Source organism: Paenibacillus gallinarum (genome assembly GCF_014836635.1).
Taxonomy (GTDB): Bacteria; Bacillota; Bacilli; order Paenibacillales; family Paenibacillaceae; genus Paenibacillus; species Paenibacillus gallinarum.
Map to the genome: position 1 here is coordinate 1 of NZ_JACSQL010000007.1, position 21,988 is coordinate 21,988.

General features: G+C 42.9%; 12 protein-coding genes. 4 read left to right on the forward strand and 8 right to left on the reverse strand.

Annotation, left to right across the window (positions count from 1 at the left end):
* Positions 1 to 386: 386 nt before the first annotated feature.
* The 5 genes from H9647_RS15145 to H9647_RS15165 all read right to left on the reverse strand — a co-directional run bounded on the left by H9647_RS15145 (position 387) and on the right by H9647_RS15165 (position 6,162).
* Positions 387 to 1,412, reverse strand: coding sequence for an ABC transporter substrate-binding protein (locus tag H9647_RS15145; RefSeq protein WP_318245321.1), 1,026 nt, complete (start codon positions 1,410 to 1,412; stop codon positions 387 to 389).
* A 121-nt stretch (positions 1,413 to 1,533) separates the two neighbouring features.
* Positions 1,534 to 2,502 carry a galactofuranose ABC transporter, permease protein YjfF gene (yjfF, locus tag H9647_RS15150; protein WP_191801410.1) on the reverse strand — a complete coding sequence of 323 codons (969 nt, stop codon included), beginning with the start codon at positions 2,500 to 2,502 and terminating at the stop codon, positions 1,534 to 1,536.
* The gene (locus tag H9647_RS15155; RefSeq protein WP_191801412.1) at positions 2,492 to 3,532 is read right to left on the reverse strand and encodes an ABC transporter permease; all 1,041 of its coding nucleotides are present in this window, start codon (positions 3,530 to 3,532) and stop codon (positions 2,492 to 2,494) included. The genes yjfF and H9647_RS15155 overlap by 11 nt, the downstream gene beginning before the upstream one ends.
* Positions 3,533 to 3,538: 6 nt before the next feature.
* Positions 3,539 to 5,050 (reverse strand): sugar ABC transporter ATP-binding protein, encoded by a 1,512-nt coding sequence (locus tag H9647_RS15160; protein WP_191801414.1) that lies wholly within the window; start codon positions 5,048 to 5,050, stop codon positions 3,539 to 3,541.
* A gap of 101 nt (positions 5,051 to 5,151) precedes the next feature.
* Positions 5,152 to 6,162, reverse strand: coding sequence for an ABC transporter substrate-binding protein (locus tag H9647_RS15165; protein WP_191801415.1), 1,011 nt, complete (start codon positions 6,160 to 6,162; stop codon positions 5,152 to 5,154).
* Between the two features lie 261 nt (positions 6,163 to 6,423).
* On the opposite strand from H9647_RS15165, the gene H9647_RS15170 reads away from it, so the two are divergent.
* The 3 genes from H9647_RS15170 to H9647_RS15180 are packed head-to-tail and all read left to right on the forward strand — an operon-like array spanning position 6,424 to position 10,777.
* Complete coding sequence (locus H9647_RS15170) at positions 6,424 to 8,223, forward strand: sensor histidine kinase (protein WP_191801417.1); 1,800 nt, start codon at positions 6,424 to 6,426, stop codon at positions 8,221 to 8,223.
* Positions 8,224 to 8,234: 11 nt separating this feature from the next.
* Positions 8,235 to 9,821, forward strand: a complete 1,587-nt coding sequence (locus tag H9647_RS15175; RefSeq protein WP_318245327.1) for a response regulator — start codon at positions 8,235 to 8,237, stop codon at positions 9,819 to 9,821.
* On the forward strand, positions 9,818 to 10,777 hold the full coding sequence (locus tag H9647_RS15180) for a sugar ABC transporter substrate-binding protein (RefSeq protein WP_191801427.1): 960 nt from the start codon (positions 9,818 to 9,820) through the stop codon (positions 10,775 to 10,777). Before H9647_RS15175 ends, H9647_RS15180 begins: the two co-directional genes overlap by 4 nt.
* A gap of 90 nt (positions 10,778 to 10,867) precedes the next feature.
* Here the strand turns inward: H9647_RS15180 and H9647_RS26195 are convergent, their stop codons facing one another.
* Positions 10,868 to 17,071, reverse strand: coding sequence for a family 43 glycosylhydrolase (locus H9647_RS26195; RefSeq protein WP_318245322.1), 6,204 nt, complete (start codon positions 17,069 to 17,071; stop codon positions 10,868 to 10,870).
* A 426-nt stretch (positions 17,072 to 17,497) separates the two neighbouring features.
* The gene (locus H9647_RS15210; RefSeq protein ID WP_191801429.1) at positions 17,498 to 18,718 is read right to left on the reverse strand and encodes an MFS transporter; all 1,221 of its coding nucleotides are present in this window, start codon (positions 18,716 to 18,718) and stop codon (positions 17,498 to 17,500) included.
* Positions 18,719 to 18,836: 118 nt separating this feature from the next.
* Here H9647_RS15210 and H9647_RS15215 point away from each other — a divergent pair, with 118 nt between their 5' ends.
* Positions 18,837 to 19,724, forward strand: a complete 888-nt coding sequence (locus H9647_RS15215; RefSeq protein WP_191801431.1) for a LysR family transcriptional regulator — start codon at positions 18,837 to 18,839, stop codon at positions 19,722 to 19,724.
* 167 nt (positions 19,725 to 19,891) lie between these two features.
* Here H9647_RS15215 and H9647_RS15220 read toward each other — a convergent pair whose 3' ends face one another.
* Complete coding sequence (locus H9647_RS15220; protein WP_191801811.1) at positions 19,892 to 21,595, reverse strand: cellulase family glycosylhydrolase; 1,704 nt, start codon at positions 21,593 to 21,595, stop codon at positions 19,892 to 19,894.
* Between the last annotated feature and the right edge of the window lie 393 nt (positions 21,596 to 21,988).

The window sequence follows — 21,988 nt, forward strand, 5'->3', positions numbered from 1 at the left end:
GACTTTTCTAGAAAGAAAATAGAAAAACCCCGAATGGTAGTCACTTTTTAAGTGTCTACCATTCGGGGTTCAGTTCAAGAGCAGATATAGCTCTTTTGAAAATTCATAAGTCTGCCGCAATCATTTTACTTGTTTCCGGATCCCTCCATGGTATTCTATCCATTATTAATTTTAATGAATATTTAAATGAATATGGAATAATTCCAAATACCTTGGGAATAATCGGTTTTCTAAGTTGTATTGTTTCTACAACTTTTTTTTATATGAGGAAGAGACTTAAAATACCAAAACTTTGGATATTGCACCATAGGTTTTATGCTGTAGTAGCACTATTTGCTTTGATTGGACATATCGTCTTATCCATCTAGAGTTATAAGACTCTATTGTTAATATGTACGATTCCCTACTTCCATTGCCGCCAGTTCCTGAGGGAAAATATCTTCCGGAGGTACCATGCGCTTTGGGAGGGTCCGTCCCGACATAATCTCTTGAGTTGCCTGCATCAATAGAGGCCCAAGGAGTGGATTGCATTCGACGACTGCATTAATATTCCCAGCAATCATTTGTTCAAAGGCCCGCCGCGTCCCATCAACAGAAATAATAATAATATCAGTACCCGGCTTCAGTCCGGCTTCCTCAATCGCTTTTACTGCACCAATGGCCATGTCATCATTATGGGAAAATAGCACCTTCGGCCATTTATCGTTAGGGAGACTTAGAAATTCCCTCATAACTTTATATCCCCCTGCCATAGTAAAATCTGCAGATTGCGTCAACGTAATATCAAAGGTATTCTGCCCCTTGATCATTTTCCGAAACCCTCGTCCACGGTCAATCGAAGGAGTTGATCCAATCGTACCCTGCAGTTCGGCAATTTTTATTCGTCCTGAATAGTTACGCATTTTGTCCAGCATATATTTAGCGGCCTTTACCCCTTCTTCAAAAAAATCGGAACCAATGCAGGTAACATATAGCGAGTGGTCTTTCACATTAACAGCGCGATCAAGAATGATGACAGGAATACCTGCCTGTTTGGCTTCCTCGAGAATATCATCCCAACCGGTCTGCACGACAGGCGCGATTGCGATAACATCTACTTTGCTCTCTATAAACGAACGGATTGCTTCCACTTGGTTTTGTTGGGATTGCTGAGCATTTTTCATAATCAAAGTAATGCCAGCCTCAAGGGCTGCCGCTTTTATAGAATTCGTATTTGCAGCTCTCCAAGCACTCTCTGAGCCTAACTGGGAGAAACCGAGTACAATCGTTTTGGCTACAGGGAGCTCCACAGATGGAATATTGATATTTAGTGGAATTTCCACTGGCGTAATCGAAGGTTGGGCGATCCTCTCTCCTGTTTCAAAACAACCAGTTAACAACAAAAATACTAGGCAAATCAACCATTTCACCACGTTAACTATATCCCCCCTTTAACCAATGATAGCGATTACATAAACACACAAAAAAACACCGGATAACCAGAGCTGGATTCCGATGTTAATTGTATCAACATTTCTAGCGTAAGGACAGCTGTTACTGCTTTAAAACAGAACGTCTTTCACTAAGTATTCGCTGAAACAGAATAAAGATGAAAAGAAGCAAGCCGATAACAATTTTAGTCCACCATGAGCTGAGCGTGCCATCAAAGCTAATTAGGGTTTGGATTACTCCCTGAATCAGGACACCAAAAAAGGTTCCAAGGACATAACCGACCCCTCCGGTAAGTAAAGTTCCACCAATTACGACTGCAGCAATCGTGTCAAGTTCAAATCCAACTGCATGTAGCCCATACCCCGACAACATATAAAACGTAAATACAACACCGGCTAATGCGGAACAGAATCCGCTAAACGTGTAGACCAGTACTTTGGTTCGCGCTACCGGAAGCCCCATGAGGAGCGCCGATTGCTCGTTCCCTCCAAGAGCGTACACATTACGGCCAAACCGAGTATAGTGTGCGATAAAGATCGCAGCGGCTGTGACAATCAAAGCAATAATAGCGCTAATAGAAATAAAGCTTCCTCCTGGGAGCGTGATCTTCGTCTGAGCAACAGCGGTATAGAAGGCATTATCTATCGTTATCGTATCAATGCTGATCACATAGCATAATCCACGAGCCAAGAACATTCCTGCTAAAGTCACGATAAAAGGTTGAATTTTAAAATAATGGATAATGGCTCCCATTCCGGAACCGAATAGGGCACCCATAACCAGTACTAGCGGAATAACGATTGCTGGAGACCACCCCTGCTGCTGAATCAAGCTCGCTGACACCATTGTCGTGAGCGCAATCATCGAACCGACAGACAAATCAATGCCACCCGAGAGGATGACAAAGGACATACCAACAGCAGTGATCAACAGAAAAGCATTATCTACGAAAAGATTCAACAGCACTTGAAGAGAGAAAAAACCAGTATAAAGAAAAGAACCTACAGCAAACATGACTAGAAACAGCGTTATCGTTACAATAATGGGAATGTACTTGCTTTTAAGATACATGGCGTGAAATCTCCTTCTCTCCTGGATAATGCCGCGTTCTCCAGCGCAAGGCGATGGCGGATCGGAAAGCAGATGACTGGACCAAACAGACCATAAGAACTACGAAAGCTTTGACAACTAACGTAATCTCCGGCGGAACGCCGATCATGTAGATCGTTGTAGTCAGCGTTTGGATAATCAAGGCGCCTACAACCGTTCCGAGCAAATAGAATCGTCCTCCGTTAAGTGAAGTACCGCCGATTACGACTGCGAGAATGGCATCGAGTTCATACCATAGTCCAGCGTTATTGCCATCCGCGCTAGATACGTTCGAACTTAACAGCAATCCGGCTATGCCTGCGCACAATCCGCAAAACATATAAACAGATATGATAACCGAGTGGGCTCGAATACCAGACATCAAACTCGCTACCGGGTTACAGCCCACCGATTCGATGAACAGTCCAAGTGCAGTTTTACGTGTGAGCAGTGCTGCAATTACGAGAACAGCCGCAACTACAAAGATGGAGAATGGTAATGTGGCAAGGGACCCGGAACCGATGTAAGAGAATTTTTCACTAGTTACGGTGATAATCTGCCCTCCCGTAATGAGTTGAGCTATTCCCCGCCCGGCCACCATAAGAATCAAAGTGGCAATGATCGGCTGAATTCCAGCAGCGGATACCAGCACCCCATTCCATATACCTAGAATAAGAGATAGTCCCACTGACATAAGTACCGACAACAGAATCAAGGAGAGCATATTCTGATCCGAAGCTTTACTGATAGAAAGACAGGAAATAGCACCTGATATCGCCACGATTGATCCGACGGACAAATCAATCCCTCTTGTAGCCACTACAAGAGTCATCCCAATCGCTACCAGGATCAGAGGGGCCCCAAAGTTGAGAATATCGATCAGACTACCGTATAAATGTCCGTTTCGCAGCGTAATTGAGAAGAAATCAGGAGAATAAATAAAATTAAATAACATCAGTGCAGCCAGTACGCACAGTGGCCAGAATAAATGATGTTTATAAATGGTTTTCATATGATCTCAACTCCCTGCTATCGCCTGCATGATTGTATGCTGGTTCATATCCTTATTTGAAATTTCCGTTACTATATGGCGGTCACGCAGCACGGCGATTTTATCGCTGACGCGTATTACCTCTTCCAGCTCTGCAGAAATAAACACAAAAGACATTCCCTCACGTGAAAGTGACAATACCAGCTTCTGAATTTCCGCTTTTGCACCGATATCAATACCGCGGGTCGGTTCGTCCAGTATTAACAAGTTCGGCTCCGTCAAAAGCCATCTGGCGAGTAATACCTTTTGCTGATTCCCTCCGCTTAAATTCTTGATCAGATGATCAGGATTGGGAGGATTAATATTTAGAATGCGGATATATTCATCCACAATTTCGTCCTGTCGCTTTCGGGATATTGTCTTGAACCAGCCCTGTTTGGCCTGCAAAGCCAAAACAATGTTTTCCCGGATCGTAAGGTCTCCGATAATGCCTTCCGTCTTTCGATTTTCTGAACAAAAGGCAATCTGCCGATGAATCGCATCACGCGGTGAATGTATGCTTTCTCCTCCATCAGCAAACTTCAGCTTGCCGGTATCGGCCTTATCCGCTCCAAACAATAACCGTGCTGCTTCGGTGCGGCCAGAACCCAAAAGACCTGCAAGGCCAACCACTTCTCCCTTATTGATCGTCAGATTAAATGGCTCAATTGCTCCCTTTCGACCAAGACCTTCAGCTTTGAGGAACTCCTGGCTTGGTTTATCTTTATTCGTTCCTGACAGAACAGGCAGTTCCTCCAACAAATTCAGTTCCTTGCCGATCATCTTCAAAACAAGATCAAGCCTAGTTAAATCTTCCGCCAGATATTCACCTACAAATCCACCATTCCTAAGAATAGTCACCCGATCCGAAATCTCATACATCTGATCCAAGAAATGAGTGACAAAAAGAATGGCAAGGCCGTCACTTTTCAACTTTCTCAGTACAAGGAATAATTGCTCAACCTCATTTTTATCCAAACTCGAGGTTGGTTCGTCCAGAATCAGAACCTTCGCAGAAATATTTAAAGCTCTGGCAATCGCAATCAGCTGCTGAATAGCCACAGAATACATGTATAAAGGCTGATCTACATCTATATCCAGATTCAGGCGATCCTTCAGTAGCTCTTCTGCCCTTCGGTTCATTTCTTTCCAAAAAATTCGGCCTAGTTTACGCGGTTCTCTCCCAATAAAAATGTTCTCAGCCACTGTCAGATTGGGACATAGATTGACTTCCTGGTACACCGTACTGATTCCGGCCGCCTGTGATTCTAACGGACTGTGAATATTTATCGGGTTACCTTCCATCTCAACAGTCCCTTCATCGATGGAATACACCCCGGTCAGTACTTTGATCAACGTGGATTTTCCTGCACCATTCTCACCCATCAGTGCATGAACCTCTCCAGGAAAGAGGCGGAGACTTACATCGGAAAGTGCTTTGACTCCAGGAAAGCGTTTATGTATGTTGGTCATTTGCAATAAGGGTGTAACATCGCTCATATCTTCATCCACTCCTTGGCTTATGAAACTACTACCACTCCGCTGGCTAAGAAGGGGGGCGGAGTGGCGATGTAAACATTTTTTTGATGAATATGCTAGGTTTAATATTGACGGTTCGGCAAGGCTTCTTTGGCTTCTTCTGAAGTAAACGTCGTTTCTTCAGTCACAATACGGGCTTCAACCGACTTTCCATCGACAACATCTTGAACCACCTTCATTAACTGAGGTCCGAGCAACGGGTTACACTCCACTATGAAGTTGATTTTTCCTTCGCTGGCAGCCTGCATTCCGTCCTTAACCGCATCGACTGAGATAATTTTAATATCTTCTCCAGGCTTCAACCCGGCAGCTTCAATAGCTTGAATTGCACCAAGCGCCATATCATCGTTATGTGCATATAAAACATCAATATCTTTATGGGCTTTCAGAAAAGCTTGCATAACTTCTTTCCCCTTGGCCCGTGTAAAATCGCCAGTTTGGGAAGCAATAATCTTAAGATTTGGATTGCTGGAGATCACTTCTTTGAATCCCTGCATCCGATCATTTGCAGGAGCAGAACCTGTTGTCCCTTGTAGTTCAACGATATTAATATCTTCAGCGGCATCCTTATATTGCTCAGTCAACCATTGACCTGCTTTCCGCCCCTCTTCTACAAAGTCAGAGCCGAGGAACGTCACATATAGCGAAGTATCCTTTGAGTCGACAGCCCGGTCAGTTAGGATAACGGGGATTCCTGCATCCTTGGCTTCTTTAAGTACCGTATCCCACCCGGATTCCACGACCGGTGAGAAAGAAATGACATCCACTTTTTGCTGAATAAATGAACGAAGAGCTTTGATTTGATTCTCCTGTTTCTGCTGTGCATCCGAGAACTTCAAGGTGTATCCGGCCTCTTTCGCGGAATCCTGAATTGATTTTGTGTTTGCACTGCGCCAGCCGCTTTCTGCTCCTACTTGAGAGAAGCCAAGCGTGATGCTGTTCGTTGATTTTGTTCCGGAATTTCCAGAGTTCTCCTCTGCAGTACCTCCGCCGTTATTACTACTACAAGCTCCAAGCATCATCATGGACAAGGTTAACGATAACACTAAGCTTATTCTTCCAAATTTCTTCATAACTGCTGTTCTCCCCCTCATCAATCACCATTCCTTGGCGTTGGCCTAATTATAAACCGCTTACAAAACAACATGATATGGACTGTCTTATGCGTTTGTTTCCTATTTTTTGATTTTCATGACAATCTTGTTCTTCATAGTGTAATTTTTTAATTGAAAAGTATAATATTTGGTTGCGCTTTCTTTTTCTACTTTCGAATAGATCATAGTTGGTATACACTATAAGTTGTTAGAACCATATCCCCTGAGAGGAACAAACTGATGAGGATGAAGCGATGGATTTCGTCAAGTCTAAGGACAAAACTATTGGCCTTGTTTATTGTCCTCACCACCATACCGCTAATGACGGTGGGAATGATTTCATATCAGAAATCCTACCATTCAGTTGCAAGCCACAGTAAAGCCTCCACTATGCTCCAAGCTGATATGCTAGGGACAAATATTGATAATTTGTTTATAGATACCGAGAGGCTTCTAGAATTAAGCAATAACCCCGAGGTTATCCATTTTCTCCTCTCACAGTCGGAGACTTATAAGGAAGCCAAAGATATTCTTCGGACTTTTTCTCTTTACCGAGACACATACAAATATGAAAGCGTGCTCAATATTAGCTTGATTAATCTTTATGGAAAAGGGATCAGCGAACGCAGAGGGATTTTTCAGTCCAATACGAATCCGCTGCGGAATCAACATTTTCAGACGCTTGCTGAGAACCCTGATTCCGTGCTGCGAATTCCATCCGCGCAAATGAACAGCCTTGATCAAATCGATGGTTTTACTTATGAAGATCGGGGAGTCATTTCGATTATGGCAGCAGTCAAGCAAAAAATTACCCATGAAGTAATTGGGTTTATTACAGTGGATTTAGACGATTCGTTTATTAAGACGTTCTGCGATCAGGTAAAGATCGGCAAGACGGGATTTTTTTATATTCTTGATCAGCATAACGATCCGATTTTTGTCTCTCCCATAGGGAACGATAACAGGAACATCATTCAAAATACGCCTCTTCCTTTTCCCGATCAGTCCAGTAGAGACGGATATGTACTGCGAACGGGCGGTCAGCCACGTTTTATCGTACATACGGCTTCTATTGCTACAGGCTGGACGATTATCGGTATGGCTCCGCTACAGGAGATCGTTGCCGAAGCTAACAGCATCAGGCAGCTGATCATACTTAGCGTAGTGCTCAGTATCGTATTTGCGATTACTCTTCATTACTTGCTGACCAAGCGACTAACCCGGCCTATCCAGCTTCTTCAGCATAAAATGAGACTTACTGCAAGCGGTTATCTTGAAGCTAAAGTCAAACCGGTTGGAACGGATGAAATCGCGGATCTGGGACAAAGCTTCAACATTATGGTGGAGAAGATAAAAGAACTTTTGGAACAAAGTATAAGGAAACAACAGCAACTGCAAAAAGCTGAACTGCGAACACTACAAGCTCAAATCAATCCCCACTTTTTATACAACACACTTGATTCAATTATCTGGATGGCCGAAGCGGGCAAAAACGATGGTGTAATCCAGCTCGTCAAGGCATTATCTGACCTGTTCCGAATCAGCTTAAACAAAGGTCGGGACTGGGTAATGATTCGCACTGAATTAGCGCATGCCAACAGCTATTTGGTCATTCAACAGATGCGATACCGGGATATTCTTGAATATCGGATCGAAATCGATCCTGAACTTTTAGATTACCCGATTTTAAACATGACTCTTCAGCCACTGATAGAAAATGCCTTGTATCATGGGATTAAAAATAAAAGAGGGAAGGGCCTTATTGTCATTGGAGGTTATTTGGAATTATCTTCCGTTATTCTTACCGTTACGGACAACGGGATAGGAATCCCAACAGACCGACTAGCTTTGCTAAGACAACAGCTCGAACAACCACTCCAGTCTGAGGAAGAAGAACCCGCCGAAGGAGGTTTCGGACTGCAGAATGTACATCAACGATTACGACTTTATTTCGGCAGTGAATATGGAGTCGATCTAGAAAGCATCGCAGGTGCCGGTACAACCATTTTTGTACGCATACCTAAGAACAGGGGGAACTGACTATAAAGAAGATCGTACTCGTCGATGATGAAATTTTGATTCGTGAAAGCATCCGGGATTCTATAGATTGGAAGAAGGAAGGTTTCTTATATTCCGGTGATGCTCCTGACGGAGAGTTAGCACTACCGCTCATTGAAGGACAAGTACCAGATATTCTAATTACAGATATTAAAATGCCTTTTATGAACGGTCTCGAACTTGCTTCCGTAGTTAGGCAAAGATTTCCTGACATGAAAATCATCATCTTAAGTGGACATGATGATTTTCATTATGCCCAAACAGCACTTCGGCTTGGCGTCGAGGATTACTGCCTGAAACCAGTCAGTGCTGCGGAACTACTCCAGTTGCTGAATGCTGTCAGTACGAGGATTGATGAAGAAAATAGAATGAAACAGAAGAATATGTATAGTCCTGATAAGCTATATGCCGACCTTTGCGGAGGACTAATTGGCACAGGAGCCGCGATCGAAGCTGCTGCTGAGCTGAATCTGCAGCTTATAGCCCCTTATTACGCTGTCGTGATCTTATCTATTGTTCCATCCATCTTGGACGAATCCAATCTTGTAAATTCTAAGATTCAGGCAGCGGAGCTTATCGTTACGAATACACTGATTGAATACCCCGAGCTTTATTACTTTAGGCGCAGCCGTACTGAAACGGTGATCATTCTAAAGGACGGCCTTCCGGATCAAATATCAAGCAGAATCGATCTTCTGATCCAAGTACTGGAACAACAAAGTATCCATTTTGGCTTGCAACTGTCCGTAAGCTGCGGAAGCGTCCACGAACGCCTTCAAGGTATACATCTTTCCTTCCAAGAGGCCGAAGATGACCGAATGATAAAGAAGCTGTCGAAGCAGAACAAAGCAGCTCTGATTGAGTCCTCGATCGACCAGACACCAGGCAGTGTGCTGCTTGACCGCTACCGCCTAATTGAGTTTCTAAAGGTAGGTAATTCCCAAGAGGCTCCTTCTTTTATTCGTCAGCTTGGGGTTGGCCTTCGTCAGATAAGTTTTAACTCGATGTATGCCTACTACCTGATCAATGACATTACCTTAGAATTAGTCCAGACCGCAAAGTTAACTTTTCGTACAGAAGGAAATCAAGCAGAAATGATACATGAGTTGCAAAAAGAAATTCGGAAAATTTCAAATGTTGAAGAGTGCCTTGATTATTTACTTGGAGTATATGAACAGCTATGGGTCTGGCGGTCTGAAGGGTCTGACAAGTATGGAGAGTTAATTGAAAAAGTCAAACTCTATATTCGGCAGAATTATCACAATGACCAGCTCTCCCTTCATGAAACTTCAAGACAGATTGGAGTCAGCTCCAGCCATCTCAGTAAGGTCTTCAGCCAAGAAACCGGGCAGACCATGACAGAGTACTTAACCGCCACGCGGATCGGCAAAGCGAAAGTGCTGCTTAAAACAACCCGCTGCAAAACCTTCGAGATTGCTTTTCAAGTAGGTTACAGTGATCAACATTACTTCTCTAACCTGTTCAAGAAGGTGACCGGAATGACACCAATGGAATACCGCAAACATGGCCGTGATGGTGAGTCGGTTGCGACCACTGCGAAAGAAGGAGATCGCTTGTGAATTTCCGATTCAAAGCCGTTCAGACGCTGACGTTACTACTTGGTATCATATTTATTCTCTGTGGATGTTTGGAGACTCGAACTACAATGGATACATGGAATCAGAATGAAGAGGTTCTTTCGCTCCCTTCAAAAGACGTTCCCGAGCTAACCTTTGGCATCATCTATCCTATGGTAAACGACACATACGAGATGATAACGGAAAATGCGGAAGACTCAGCCAGCGATCATAACATTAAACTGATCGTTCAAGCACCAGATGAAGCAAACCTAGAGCAACAGATTCGAATCATGGAGATGATGATCAAGCAAGAGGTTGACGGCATAGCTATTATCCCGGTTGACTCCGAAGCTCTAATTGACGTCATCAACAAAGCGGTGTCCAGCGGAATCATTGTGATATGCTTCGAGTCGGACTCTCCGTCCAGTAAGCGGAATCTATTTATCGGTGCGGATAACTATAAGACGGGTGCAATAATTGCCCAAACCGTAGACAATTTGCTTGGCGGAAAAGGCATGGTCCTGGTCCAGTCTGGCATGCCGCAAATGCTTGGATTAACTCAGCGGCTAAAAGGGCTTCAGGATTATTTAGATGAGTATACCGAAATAGACGTACTCGAAGTTCGCCATAACCATGCCAGCGAAGAAAAAGCCATTCAGCAGTTGGAAGAAATGATTACGGCTCACCCGCATTTCAGTGCGCTAATCAACCTGGATTTCGTTTCAAGTTCAAGTTCGGTTCTAGTCTGGAAAGCCAAAGGGCTTAAAAGATATAATGTCGCGCTCGGTCTTACTCCCTATGTCAATCAATCCCTCGAAAACGGTCAAATTACCCGCATCATCTCCCAAAATGAGCAGAATTGGGGCCAAGCGATCATTAACACCTTGCGCAGTCTATCACAAGATAAAACATTACCAGAATTTATTAATACAGAAATCACAGAAATGCATAGTTAATCATAATAACAAAGGCGAAGGGCATTCCCTAACTGGGATTGCCCTTCGCCTTTGTTTATAGATTTCACTTTATAACTTGATTACATCACTCTAAAACAACCCTGACTTTTTCATCAGTTCATGAGTCAATTTTGCCACTTCAGCGCGGGTAATATACGCTTTGGGCGCTAGAGTCGTTGCGCTTCTTCCGGAGACAATGCCTGCCTGCAAGCTATCTGCCACACCCGATTTTGCCCAGCTAGAGACGCGGTTTGCATCTTCATAACTGCTCAGTATCTCTTCCACTGTCCGTTCTGCCAACGTTCTCTTAAGCTCAGTAATTTCCATCGCTTGAGCAATAATGTGCATGGCTTGTTCCCGTGTAATCTTCTCATTAGGCCGGAAAGTGTCGTCTTCGTACCCAGTGATAAGGCCGTATGTTTGTGCCGTGTTTACATTTTCAGCAAACCAATCCGTTGTCTTTACGTCCGTGAACCCAAGTTTTCCTTTCTCTGATCGAAGTCCAAGCGCCCGTACTAGCAGTGCAGTAAATTCAGCACGGGTGATTTCCGTATTTGGATGAAATAAACCATTTCCCGTTCCGTCTATAATCATCCGAGATCCGAGATTGTTGACGCTATCCTTTGCCCAATGCGAGGTCAGATCCGTAAATTCTACCGAGTTCGTGACCACTGCAAAGGTACCGTGGGACAAGCTGCGAATTTTCCCGTAACGTATTCCATTCTCTGTAACGACTTGAGTTGGCACCTGATAAACTGTACCCTTTGGTTCGATCACAATACCGGTGGATAGCTGGTTAGCTGATGAATTATCCGACAGTGGAATCATTCTCTCCATATATCCATTAAGTGGAGTGACTTCTGTAACGTTATTTCCTTGTATCGTTGTAACTTTAAAGTCGAGCAGATCCGAGCTAAGCTTAAAGCCTTTTACCTCTGCTGCTTGTTCTGCAACCTTGGTCATCGATGTTGCTGGAACAGCAATCTCAATTTGAATCGTCGTCTTTGTGCTCGTTCCATCCCCTGATGACGCCAAGGTATTCAAACTGATTTTGGAAGCTGGAACCTTGAAGATCCCAAGGTCGGTCCGTAGTTCGATTACGATCTTCTTATCCTGAAGGGCTTTTAGAACATCCTTGTTAAATTGAGTAATTACACGCTCTGAGCTTGCCTTAACCGTAACGGCAATCACATCGGCCTCATTCGCTGAAGAGAGCCAAGTTTCTAGCTTTTTCTGATCAAGTGCAATTGTCGTTATTTTATGGTCTTGCTGCGTAGTCGTACCGATCGTACCCAAGTCCACTTCTTTGTCGCCAACTTTTATTTCTGCATCATTCTTACCGACAGGTAATGCTGCCTGTGGCGCTGTTGGAGTCAAAGGTCTATCCGATGGAGCTGGTGTAGAAGGGGCAGGACCCGGAACAGTCGGCGTACCGCTTCCTTCGTCTTCGGTGCTTACCTTAATTGTAATATGAGTAGTAATCTCTTTGCCGCCAGCGGTAACGGTTAAAGTCAACGTGCCATTGCCAGCTGAGATTCCCTTTACATTTACCGTCTCTTTATCACTGTCACCTGTAATCTCAAGATTATTAAATGCTTCCCAGCGGTATGTTGGATTTGTCGCATTAACTGGATTCAGCTGAGAATCAAACGTAAGGGAACTGTTCACTTTAACCGATGTAGCTTCTCCTAATATGGAGACAGACTCCAGAGGAATAACTTCCGGTTCAATAATACTCTTCGTAAAGTGCCAGTAATCCATTCGAAGGGAATCCTGACCTTTTGTCTTAAACATAAAGAAGATATTGTGAACACCGGTAACAGGTTTGACGTCTGTCTTCAGCGTCTTCCACTGATTCGCGCCGCCAGTTGGCTTCACATCAAGTGTACCAATGACATCTCCGACGGGACTGTCCTGACGTATTTCAATCGTCCCCCCAGTGGTTGTTGCTACGCTAGCTTCGAAAATACCTGGTCCACTCGTACCGAAGTCTGCGTTTGCAATTGCAAGCCAATCTCCATCATTTACATCCGTTATATTGAGGTTGATGCTGTCCACCATGCTTCCGGACTGTAAGGATTTCTCCGTCATAATTCCGGCCTGCCATGCCATGGTTTCAGCCTCGGTGCGCTGATAAGGAATCAGAGCAGCTAACTGTTCCACTCCTTCCATATCTCCCTTAATCGGTTTAATTAATCCGTTGTCATAAAACTCCACTTTATTGATATGTGTGGAGCGATATCCTTTTGCTTTATCCATAGCCTTAGCAAGCGTTTGGGCGTGATAGGCAACATACCACTGATCTTTAAATTCGAAAATGGCATGATGATTGTTTCCCCCAACATCGAAAAACACGTTTGGATTTTGCAAAATGGTTCCCACGTAAGTAAATGGCCCCATCGGATGATCGCTGACCATGTATGCAATTTCTCCCTTCGGCGGCGAACCTTCCAGATGTGTGCCGGCGAAATTGGAGCAATAAGAATAATAGTACTTACCGTTATATTTGTGAATTCCGGAATCTTCAAAAAGATAAGGAGCATCTATGAGTTTGGCTGACCCTACTGTGCTTATCATGTCGTCACCCAATTGAATTACTCTGCCGCTCTTCGGATGAGCAATTTGCTCTTCAGTCGGATTATTCCCGCCGGGAAGTCCCCCACCGAAATACAGATAACCCGTTCCATCATCATCCACCAGAACAGCCGGATCAAACATCCACACTACCCCGTTCGTTCCTGGAACACTGCTATTAATAAAGGATTTCCCCAGCGGATCAGTCCATGGTCCGATTGGACTATCGGCGGTAAGGACACCAATGCTGGAAGCATTATTAGCAAAGTACAAGAAAAATTTATCCTTTCCTTCAATTACCTTATGGGCAATAGCAGGAGCCCAAGAGTTATTAGCCCATTTGGCAGCGCCATTCGGACCTGCTACGGGAATCTCTCCATGATCGGTCCAGTTAACCATATCATCTGATGAGATGACACTGATTGTGTTGATCTTGGAATAACTATTATCTTTCAGGTTTCCATTTGCATCATATTCAAAAGCATCGCTTGTCATATAAATATATACTCTATCGTTAAAGACAAGCGCATATGGATCTGCCCCGAATTTATGACTGACTAGCGGATTCGCATATCCAGGTACTTTGGCAAGAGCTTTCGTGTCCAAAGCTTTCAAATCAATAGTAGCCACTGCTTCACTCACGTTGTAAACCACATGGCCACCTTCCGTTTTAATGTAATCTGTTCGGATTTTAACCACTTGATCCTTCGGAACAAAATCTTTCATTTTCAGTTTAATCGTGGCGAACAGGTCAGATGAGGTATTCGTGAAACTCACGTTACTGCCGGATACCTTCAGTTCCAGCCTGCGGTCAGCAAACGCATAGGATGGTGTACCACTAATATTGTCTGTATTAAATGATACTCCGGTTACGGATACGAAATCCGGAATATCGAAGGAAGCAGAAATTCCATTGTAGGTTCCATCAGGCAATGCCTCCATTTTTACCGGAACTTCGAATTCTATATTCGGAACGCCTAGAACGTCCGAGACATCATCCAGACTCGCTGTAAGAATGGGAGCTGACTCCCCCGTTCCTGTCATCTTGCTGTCTACTCTAAAATAGTCGAAATCGACATATCCACCTACCGTTTTGGTAGCATAATTAAATAATGCATAACGATAACCCATAAAATGAGGCAGGGTATACGACATTTGCAGTTGCTCTCCAATTGCTGTCCAACTTACTCCGTCAAGACTGTAATAGAAATAGGCTTTGTCTGTTTGCTTTTTGAAATCCATATCAATTTTCAGATATACTCGATCCTCAGCAAGCGGAATGCTGGCAACTTCTTTCGGTTGTTCACCGCTGCCGTTCACCATTACGATCGATTTAGAGGTTCCTGACTTTTTAACACCGACATAACCATAATTTTTTTGGAAAGCGGCAAGACCTGCTACATCTCCGTCTTTCATATGATCTGTTTCAACGGCAATGTAACCTGAACTTTCCGGTCCAAACGTTCTTTGTGTCAGTGTATTGCGTGCATCCAGAATTCCTGTGCTTTTTCTTCCCGTTGTAAGACGTAAGAATCCGGAACGCTGGGTCAACGACCAGTTGTTGTTATCTGGATTATGGTTCCACTGCCACGAAAGCCCTAGATTAGAGCCATTATCTTCACTCTCTCCTGGTTTTTGAGTATCCGGAATGGGAGCGGACGAAGCTGTAAATGAGATGTCGTCAACATAGAAGTCCATTAGATCTGTGATTGGGTCCGGGGTTCCGGTCCATGGTGTCTCAATGAAAATAAAAGTGTGAGATAAATCCGCATCTGAAGGGAGCGTATAAGTGCCACGGACTGTTCCCCACTCCCCTTTCTTCATCGTAGCCGAACCAAGCACCTTGATTCCTTGCCAGCTCGGACCGTTCTGAATATTAAAGTTGAACTGTTTCTGCTCTGGCCCTTCATCGTACCTTACCTTTGCAGAGAAGGAATAAGTGACATTGGTATCTACCTTTCCGGTAATCAACTGCATTGGTCCGTCTCCAGTCGCCTTGCGTCCAGTCGTCTTCAACGCTGAAACACCGCTGTTATATACATCATTTGTAACAGATACAGATGCTGCGCCATTAGCGGTCCAAGGTTCGATACCGCTTTCAATATCGCTATTGATAATAAGTTCCGAGACCGAGGTATCTGCAAAAGAAATGTCATCGACATAGAAGTCCATCAGATCCGTGTTTAGGTCCGGCGTCGCGGTCCATGGTGTCTCAATAAAAATAAAAGTATGGGATAAATCGGCGTCCGATGGGAGTGTGTACGTGCCTTGGACCGTTCCCCACTCTCCTTTGCTGATCATAGCCGAACCAAGCACCTTAATTCCTTGCCAGCTCGGACCGTTCTGTATGTTGAAGTTAAACTGTTTCTGCTCTGGCCCTTCATCGTATCTTACCTTCGCAGAGAAGGAATAGGTGACATTGGTATTTACTTTTCCGGTAATCACCTGCATGGGACCATCCCCGGTCGCTTTCCGTCCCGTCGTTTTCAGAGCGGATGCGCCGCTGCCATAAACATCATTAGTAACGGACACGGAGGCCGCACCATTCGCTGTCCAAGGTTCGACACCACTTTCGATTCCACCGTTAACTAACAGTTCCCTCCCAGAAGATCCTCCAGCCGTCGCAAGAATATCAGCTTCCGAGAGTTCTGAAGATACATCTGAAGTGCTACTGTCTTCAAAAGTATATGGGAGACCTGACCGTGTTGAGCGATTATAGAACTCATCAGAACTTACGATATTGGATTCCCCTTTATGTAATGGAAGAGAGAGTTCAGTAGGTACTTTGCCACTGACACCAAATACCGGCCAGTCGTTTTCCCATGTGACGGAAACTAAGTAAGGAATACGTCCGACGGAACCACGGTCACCAAAAAGAAAGGCATACCAATCTCCTGAAACCGTATCGATCAGTCCACCTTGTGCAATCCCCTCATCTTTCAGTACGACTTTTCCTTCATAGGGGCCGTCGATGGTGTCAGAGCGGAACACCAATTGTGTTCGCATGCCGCCACTCGGCCATGTAATTAGAGAAATATAATATTTCCCATTTATTTTTTGGATATGAGCACCTTCAGCTTGAAGTCCCACATTCGGTCCTGCAACTAGACTCGAATCCTTAATAATGATTTTATTCATTCCGTCTTCTTTCACCGCAGTGGCATCCGAATTCAGCTCGACAATACGAATATCGCCGCCTCCATATACGAGATACACTCGTCCGTCGTCATCGAAAAGAAGAGACATATCGTGATAAAAAGGGAGCGTTGAGTGTGTCCATGGTCCATTTTCGATATCCGTCGTTTGATAAATATATGTCTTTCCTGTTGTACTGGAAGAAAACACTACATAATATTTACCGTTATGGTACCTGAGACTGCTAGCCCAGGAGCCTTTTCCATACTCATTTTCATTATTACTCAATCTTTGATTATCGGTCTCATCCAAAGTATCATATACATAATTAACAATATCCCAATGTACTAGATCATACGATTTCATAATCGGAACGCCTGGATTCATGTGCATCGTCGTACTGGTCATATAATAGGCATCACCCACACGAATGACATCGGGATCAGGCACATCAGCCCAAATAATCGGGTTATTCGTACTTCCCAGCTCTTTGGGGGTTTCCTCTGCAAAAACAAGCCCAGCTGGCATCAAATTCAGAAATAATGCAACCGTTGTAAGAATCGAAATTAGCTTCTTTTTCCCCACTATACTGATTCTCCTTTAATATAATAATAAATAAAGCGCTTTCTAAAATGGCGAAAAAGTGTAACCGAGCTCGATATTATCCGATTGCCTCCCTCCTGGTTAATGTCGTTATAACTACTTTGTTTAAAGTTCGAGTTCATTATATCTTGCCCCTGCAAAAATCACGATGTAATATCTTTTTTAAAAGGTGAATTTTTTTGTTTTTCAAAATGGAACAGCCGCTTAGCGGACATCTTCGGCAGCCGTCAACGTTGAACTCTTCAAAATAAGCTACATCCTCTGCATTCCTTCTATGTATACAAAAATACACATACGTTCACGTATACGTAAACGTATGTGTATAATATTGGTGTACTATACTAGTCTCTTTACTTCGCATCACAGCTATGTATACCATATCTGTTTCTCTCAACTTTTACTTATGCGTTATTCAACAACTTCGGTAGATGTTTGATTGATTCCATTCATGGGCTCCAATCGTTTATGATGAATAAAATAGTAAAATACGATAGAGGCCAGCGCGACAATGCCAGCAACTGTAAACATCGTGCGATAGTTCGTATGAGAACTGATAGAGCCCATTACATAGGATCCAACCCCATATCCCAAATCAAAAAGGAGAAAAAATGTACCATTTGCAGCTCCTGTTCGGTGTGCGGGGGAAAGCTTCATGGCAAGTGCCTGGAAACAAGGAAAGAGTGCCCCAAAACCGATCCCCATAAATACTCCAGATATCAGCACAGTAGCTCCTGAATGCGCATGGCTCAAAAGGAGCAATCCGCCCCCAAATAGAATAATGCCCGGATAATACAAATAATGCTCGCTATACTTGTCAAAAAGTTTACCAACCAGCGGCCTAAAAATAACAATCATAATTGCAAAAACAATGAAAAACGTACCCGCCACTTCAGAATGATGAATTTCACTTGTGAAAGGAGCCATAAATCCCGCAATAGGACTATAAGAAAACGCCAGAATAAATCCAACAATTGAAATGGGTAACGCTTTTGTTTCAAAGATGTCTTTGATATGAAATTTATTTTGGGAAGCAAGTTGCTTCTTATCCTCTTTAGAGCGGCTTTTATCTTTTAGTGGAAGTACTAATAGCAAAGATATGAAGGCTATAACACTAATCGCAGCCAGAAGCAGCATCCGGTTTTGATCTTTCCACAGCAATAGGCCTAAAGCAGGTCCAATAACCATGGCTATACTCATAAACATACTAAAGTACCCCATTCCTTCTCCTTTTCGAGTGTACGGAATCATCGTAGCTGCTAGGGTATTTGTTGCCGTTGAAGCAACAGCATAGCTCATGCCATGTACAAAACGAATGAACAAGAATAGAACGATACCTTTTGCACCGAAATAGCTAATACAAGCGAGCGAGAAAATAATCATCCCGATCAGTGCAAGATTCTTTTTACCGAAACGATCTACCCACAGACCGGAAAATGGCCTGATCAAAACGCCTCCGATAACGTAGATGGTAATCACTAATCCCATTTGCTGTGCATTGCCACTTAAACTATCTCGTAAATATAGTGGAAAAGCTGTAGCTGAAACGTAAAAAGTAAGGAACATAAAAAAACTGCTTAAACAAATAATGACGAAATCTTTCGTCCATATCTTCTGTCGTTCTTCCGACATTTCTACCCCATCCTTCTAAGCTGTATGATATGTAAATTATTATACATACTATTTTTTATCATGTATAATACTAATTATATGATTTATATATTACATTGATGTGATATGGAGGATATGTATGGAATACCTGCAATTAAAGTATTTTCAAGCCGTTGCCCAATATGAAAACATGACCAAGGCATCCGCAATGTTAAACGTATCTCAGCCGTCTCTAAGCAACGCTATTAAACGTTTAGAAAATAAAATAGGTGTACCCTTATTTGACCGACATGGGAAGCATTTGAAATTAAATCCATATGGTAAAGTTTACTTAGATAAAATTGAAGAGGCATTTCGTGCATTAGGAGAAGGCGAAACGGAGATTAGAGAAATGGCCGGATTACGTCGAGGCCATCTTACGTTATGTATGATGCTTCCCCACATTATGCCAACACTATTAAAGGAGTTTTTGGCGGTTTATCCTGATGTCCGCATATCCCAGCGTCAACTAAACTCTACCACGGAAATGAAGATGGAATTAGACAAATCTAATATTGATTTCTGTCTATCAACCTTTCCGATCATCGGTCCCGATATTGAATGGCTGACTTTAGTGGAAGAAGAAATGAGCTTAACCGTTCCGAAGAACCATCGATTAGCTTCAAGAGAAAGCATTCGTTTGAGTGAAGTGTCTAACGAACCCTTTATTTCTTTGCCTCCTAGAACGAGCTTTCGAGATATTACGGATGAATATTGTCGTCAGGCAGGATTTGAACCTAATGTAGCCTTTGAGCTAGAAGAAACAAGTGCGATCCTAACATTAGTTGAGATGGGGCTTGGTATAACTCTTACACTTCCTTTATCACTTGGAAACAGAGTACATAACAAAGATACTGTTCAACTAAAGATTATTGAGCCCATTTGTATAAGAACGTTTGGAATTGCCTGGAACAAAAAACACTATTTATCTCAAGCGGCTGTTCATTTTCTCCAATTTGTTAAACAATACTTCTCCAATTACAAGTAATTTGCTACGAAAAATCCCCTCCATTCAACTAGATTAATAATACTCTAGAAACGTTTACAGTGCTCCTGGCTGATTTTCGGTCTGGGATTCCCCAGGAAGTTCGAAATGATTACTGCAAAAAAAGAGGTCTTATTCAGACCTCTTCCCTTAAAGATAATATATCTTTCTTAGGATGATTTAATGGTTGTTACTCTAGTCCCATCTTTCTCAATGATGTACTCTAGTATTTCGCCACTCCAAAAATGAAACTTCAAAGTCACTTGCCCGTCTTTGATCTCATCAAAGAAAGCTTTTGTTAATTTGATCTCATTTGTCTCATAGGATGGAACGAATGAGTGCCCAAATTCTTTAAACGAAGTCCAATCCGCTGGCCCTGCATTTCGCCCATCCTCATACAGCGATTCCATAGTAGCCAGTTGGTCTCCATTAAATTGTACTGGAATGATCAGTTCATCCGAAGATCCAGATGTCTCACTTAGCTCAGGTACATCGTAGGTAATAATGTTAAGTTTCCAATCGGCTCCTGAAGTAAAATTGATATTGAGCTCTGCTTGCTTCCCATAAGCAGTATCAGACCACTGACCAAGGAAATTGGCTTTTAGAGTGAGTATGTTCTCATGTATTGTGTAATCTTGATCTTTCTTTAGTGTCTTTCCGTTCATATTTACATTTTGAAATTCATTTCCGTTCGGCTCAAGAGGAATGGATACGTCCTGAACATTCTCTCCCTTTTTCAGATAGACAAGATCAGACATCGCATGGGAGGAACGACCTTTGAAACCAGCTTTGATAACAGCATACAAATCTTCATCAAACCAATTGAACTCCCTGCGGTTAAAGTGTTGACCATTATCCCATAGCATCGTTGTAAACCCTTTTTGCCCGGCATAATCATTTACAAAATCAAAGTATTTCAGTTTCTCTCCGTGCTGGATGGTCCCCAAAAACTTGTCAAAGCCCAATAACCCGAACTCACCCACAATGACCGGAATACCTTCCTTCGTAAACCGCTCATATGTCCGATCAAACGTATCTATGATATCTTTTTGAGCGTCTTCATTAAACTTAGTTGCTCCCGCCATATTGACACTAAAAGGATAAAATCCGTAATAATGAATGGTCGCAATCAGATTAGAATCGTTATAACTGGTTATTGTCTTGTATAGTTCCTCTAATCTGGCTTCGGAAGCAGAGGCCGTTATACTTGGAATAACTAGCGGGCGCTTTCCATTTTTCCCTCCAGAAGTCCGCACGATGTGATGAAAAGAATCATTCAATTCACCAAGCATCGTAAAATATTGAGGTTCATCTTTATTCCAATCCTCTGAGAATCGAGGTTCATTAATGCTCTCAAACATTAACTTGCTGGGATGATCTTTGAAATGATCTGCTATTTGTGTCCACAAGGCATTGAATCGCTCTAATACTTCATCATGATTCGTATCCATGTACCTCACCCATTCGCTAGAGTCGTGATGGATATTAATCATGACATAAAGGTCTTCATCCAGTGACCAATCTACAACTTCCTCAATTCTTCTCATAAAATCCGGATCAACCGTATAGTCAGGAGCGTCGCCCATACGGTGCTCCCACGTAATTGGAATGCGGATACTATTGTACCCTTGTTCGGCAATCTCAGCGATCAACTCTTTGGTGGTGAGTGGGTTTCCCCAAGATGTTTCATCACCCGTCGCATCAAACGTATTTCCGAGGTTCCATCCTGGCTGCATTTTTTCTACATAAGTTTGCATTTTACTCTTCTTCTGCTTTTCAGCTGAAATGATGGGACCCACTACAAAAATAACGCCTGCTATTAAAACCAAAGAGATCAGCATTGCCCATAAAGGAAAACTCTTTTTATTATTCATACCAAGTCCTTTTTTCATATTTTTGGCGTATACCATATGATGAATGGATCACGAAGATGTAAGCTGCTATTCGATGGTTCTCTTTACAAAGGTAAGAAAATACATTCCCTCCACTGTGATAATCTGTTAGAACATTGTGACGTGGATACGATTAAGGAGTAAGCTAACAAAGAGGAGAAGGATCACCTGCTTTCTTTTACTGTAATCGCTTTCTTTATCTGTGAGTATAAGCTTAACCCTTCTCTAACTCAATAGCTATAAGAGACATGAACCTTATATTTATTAACGAATTATGACCCCGCTCGTTAATACTAATGAAAGCAACGCGAAAAAAGTCGCCATATAGGCGACTTCTAATGGGACTATCTGCTTCTTTCCGAATAACTCCATTGA

Bases quoted from the DNA above. Each gene is read 5' to 3' on its own strand.
- yjfF (WP_191801410.1), bottom strand. From the start codon at position 2,502: ATGTATCTTAAAAGCAAGTACATTCCCATTATTGTAACGATAACGCTG.
- H9647_RS15155 (WP_191801412.1), bottom strand. From the start codon at position 3,532: ATGAAAACCATTTATAAACATCATTTATTCTGGCCACTGTGCGTACTG.
- H9647_RS15160 (WP_191801414.1), bottom strand. From the start codon at position 5,050: ATGAGCGATGTTACACCCTTATTGCAAATGACCAACATACATAAACGC.
- H9647_RS15165 (WP_191801415.1), bottom strand. From the start codon at position 6,162: ATGAAGAAATTTGGAAGAATAAGCTTAGTGTTATCGTTAACCTTGTCC.
- H9647_RS15170 (WP_191801417.1), top strand. From the start codon at position 6,424: ATGAGGATGAAGCGATGGATTTCGTCAAGTCTAAGGACAAAACTATTG.
- H9647_RS15210 (WP_191801429.1), bottom strand. From the start codon at position 18,718: ATGTCGGAAGAACGACAGAAGATATGGACGAAAGATTTCGTCATTATT.
- H9647_RS15215 (WP_191801431.1), top strand. From the start codon at position 18,837: ATGGAATACCTGCAATTAAAGTATTTTCAAGCCGTTGCCCAATATGAA.
- H9647_RS15220 (WP_191801811.1), bottom strand. From the start codon at position 21,595: ATGAATAATAAAAAGAGTTTTCCTTTATGGGCAATGCTGATCTCTTTG.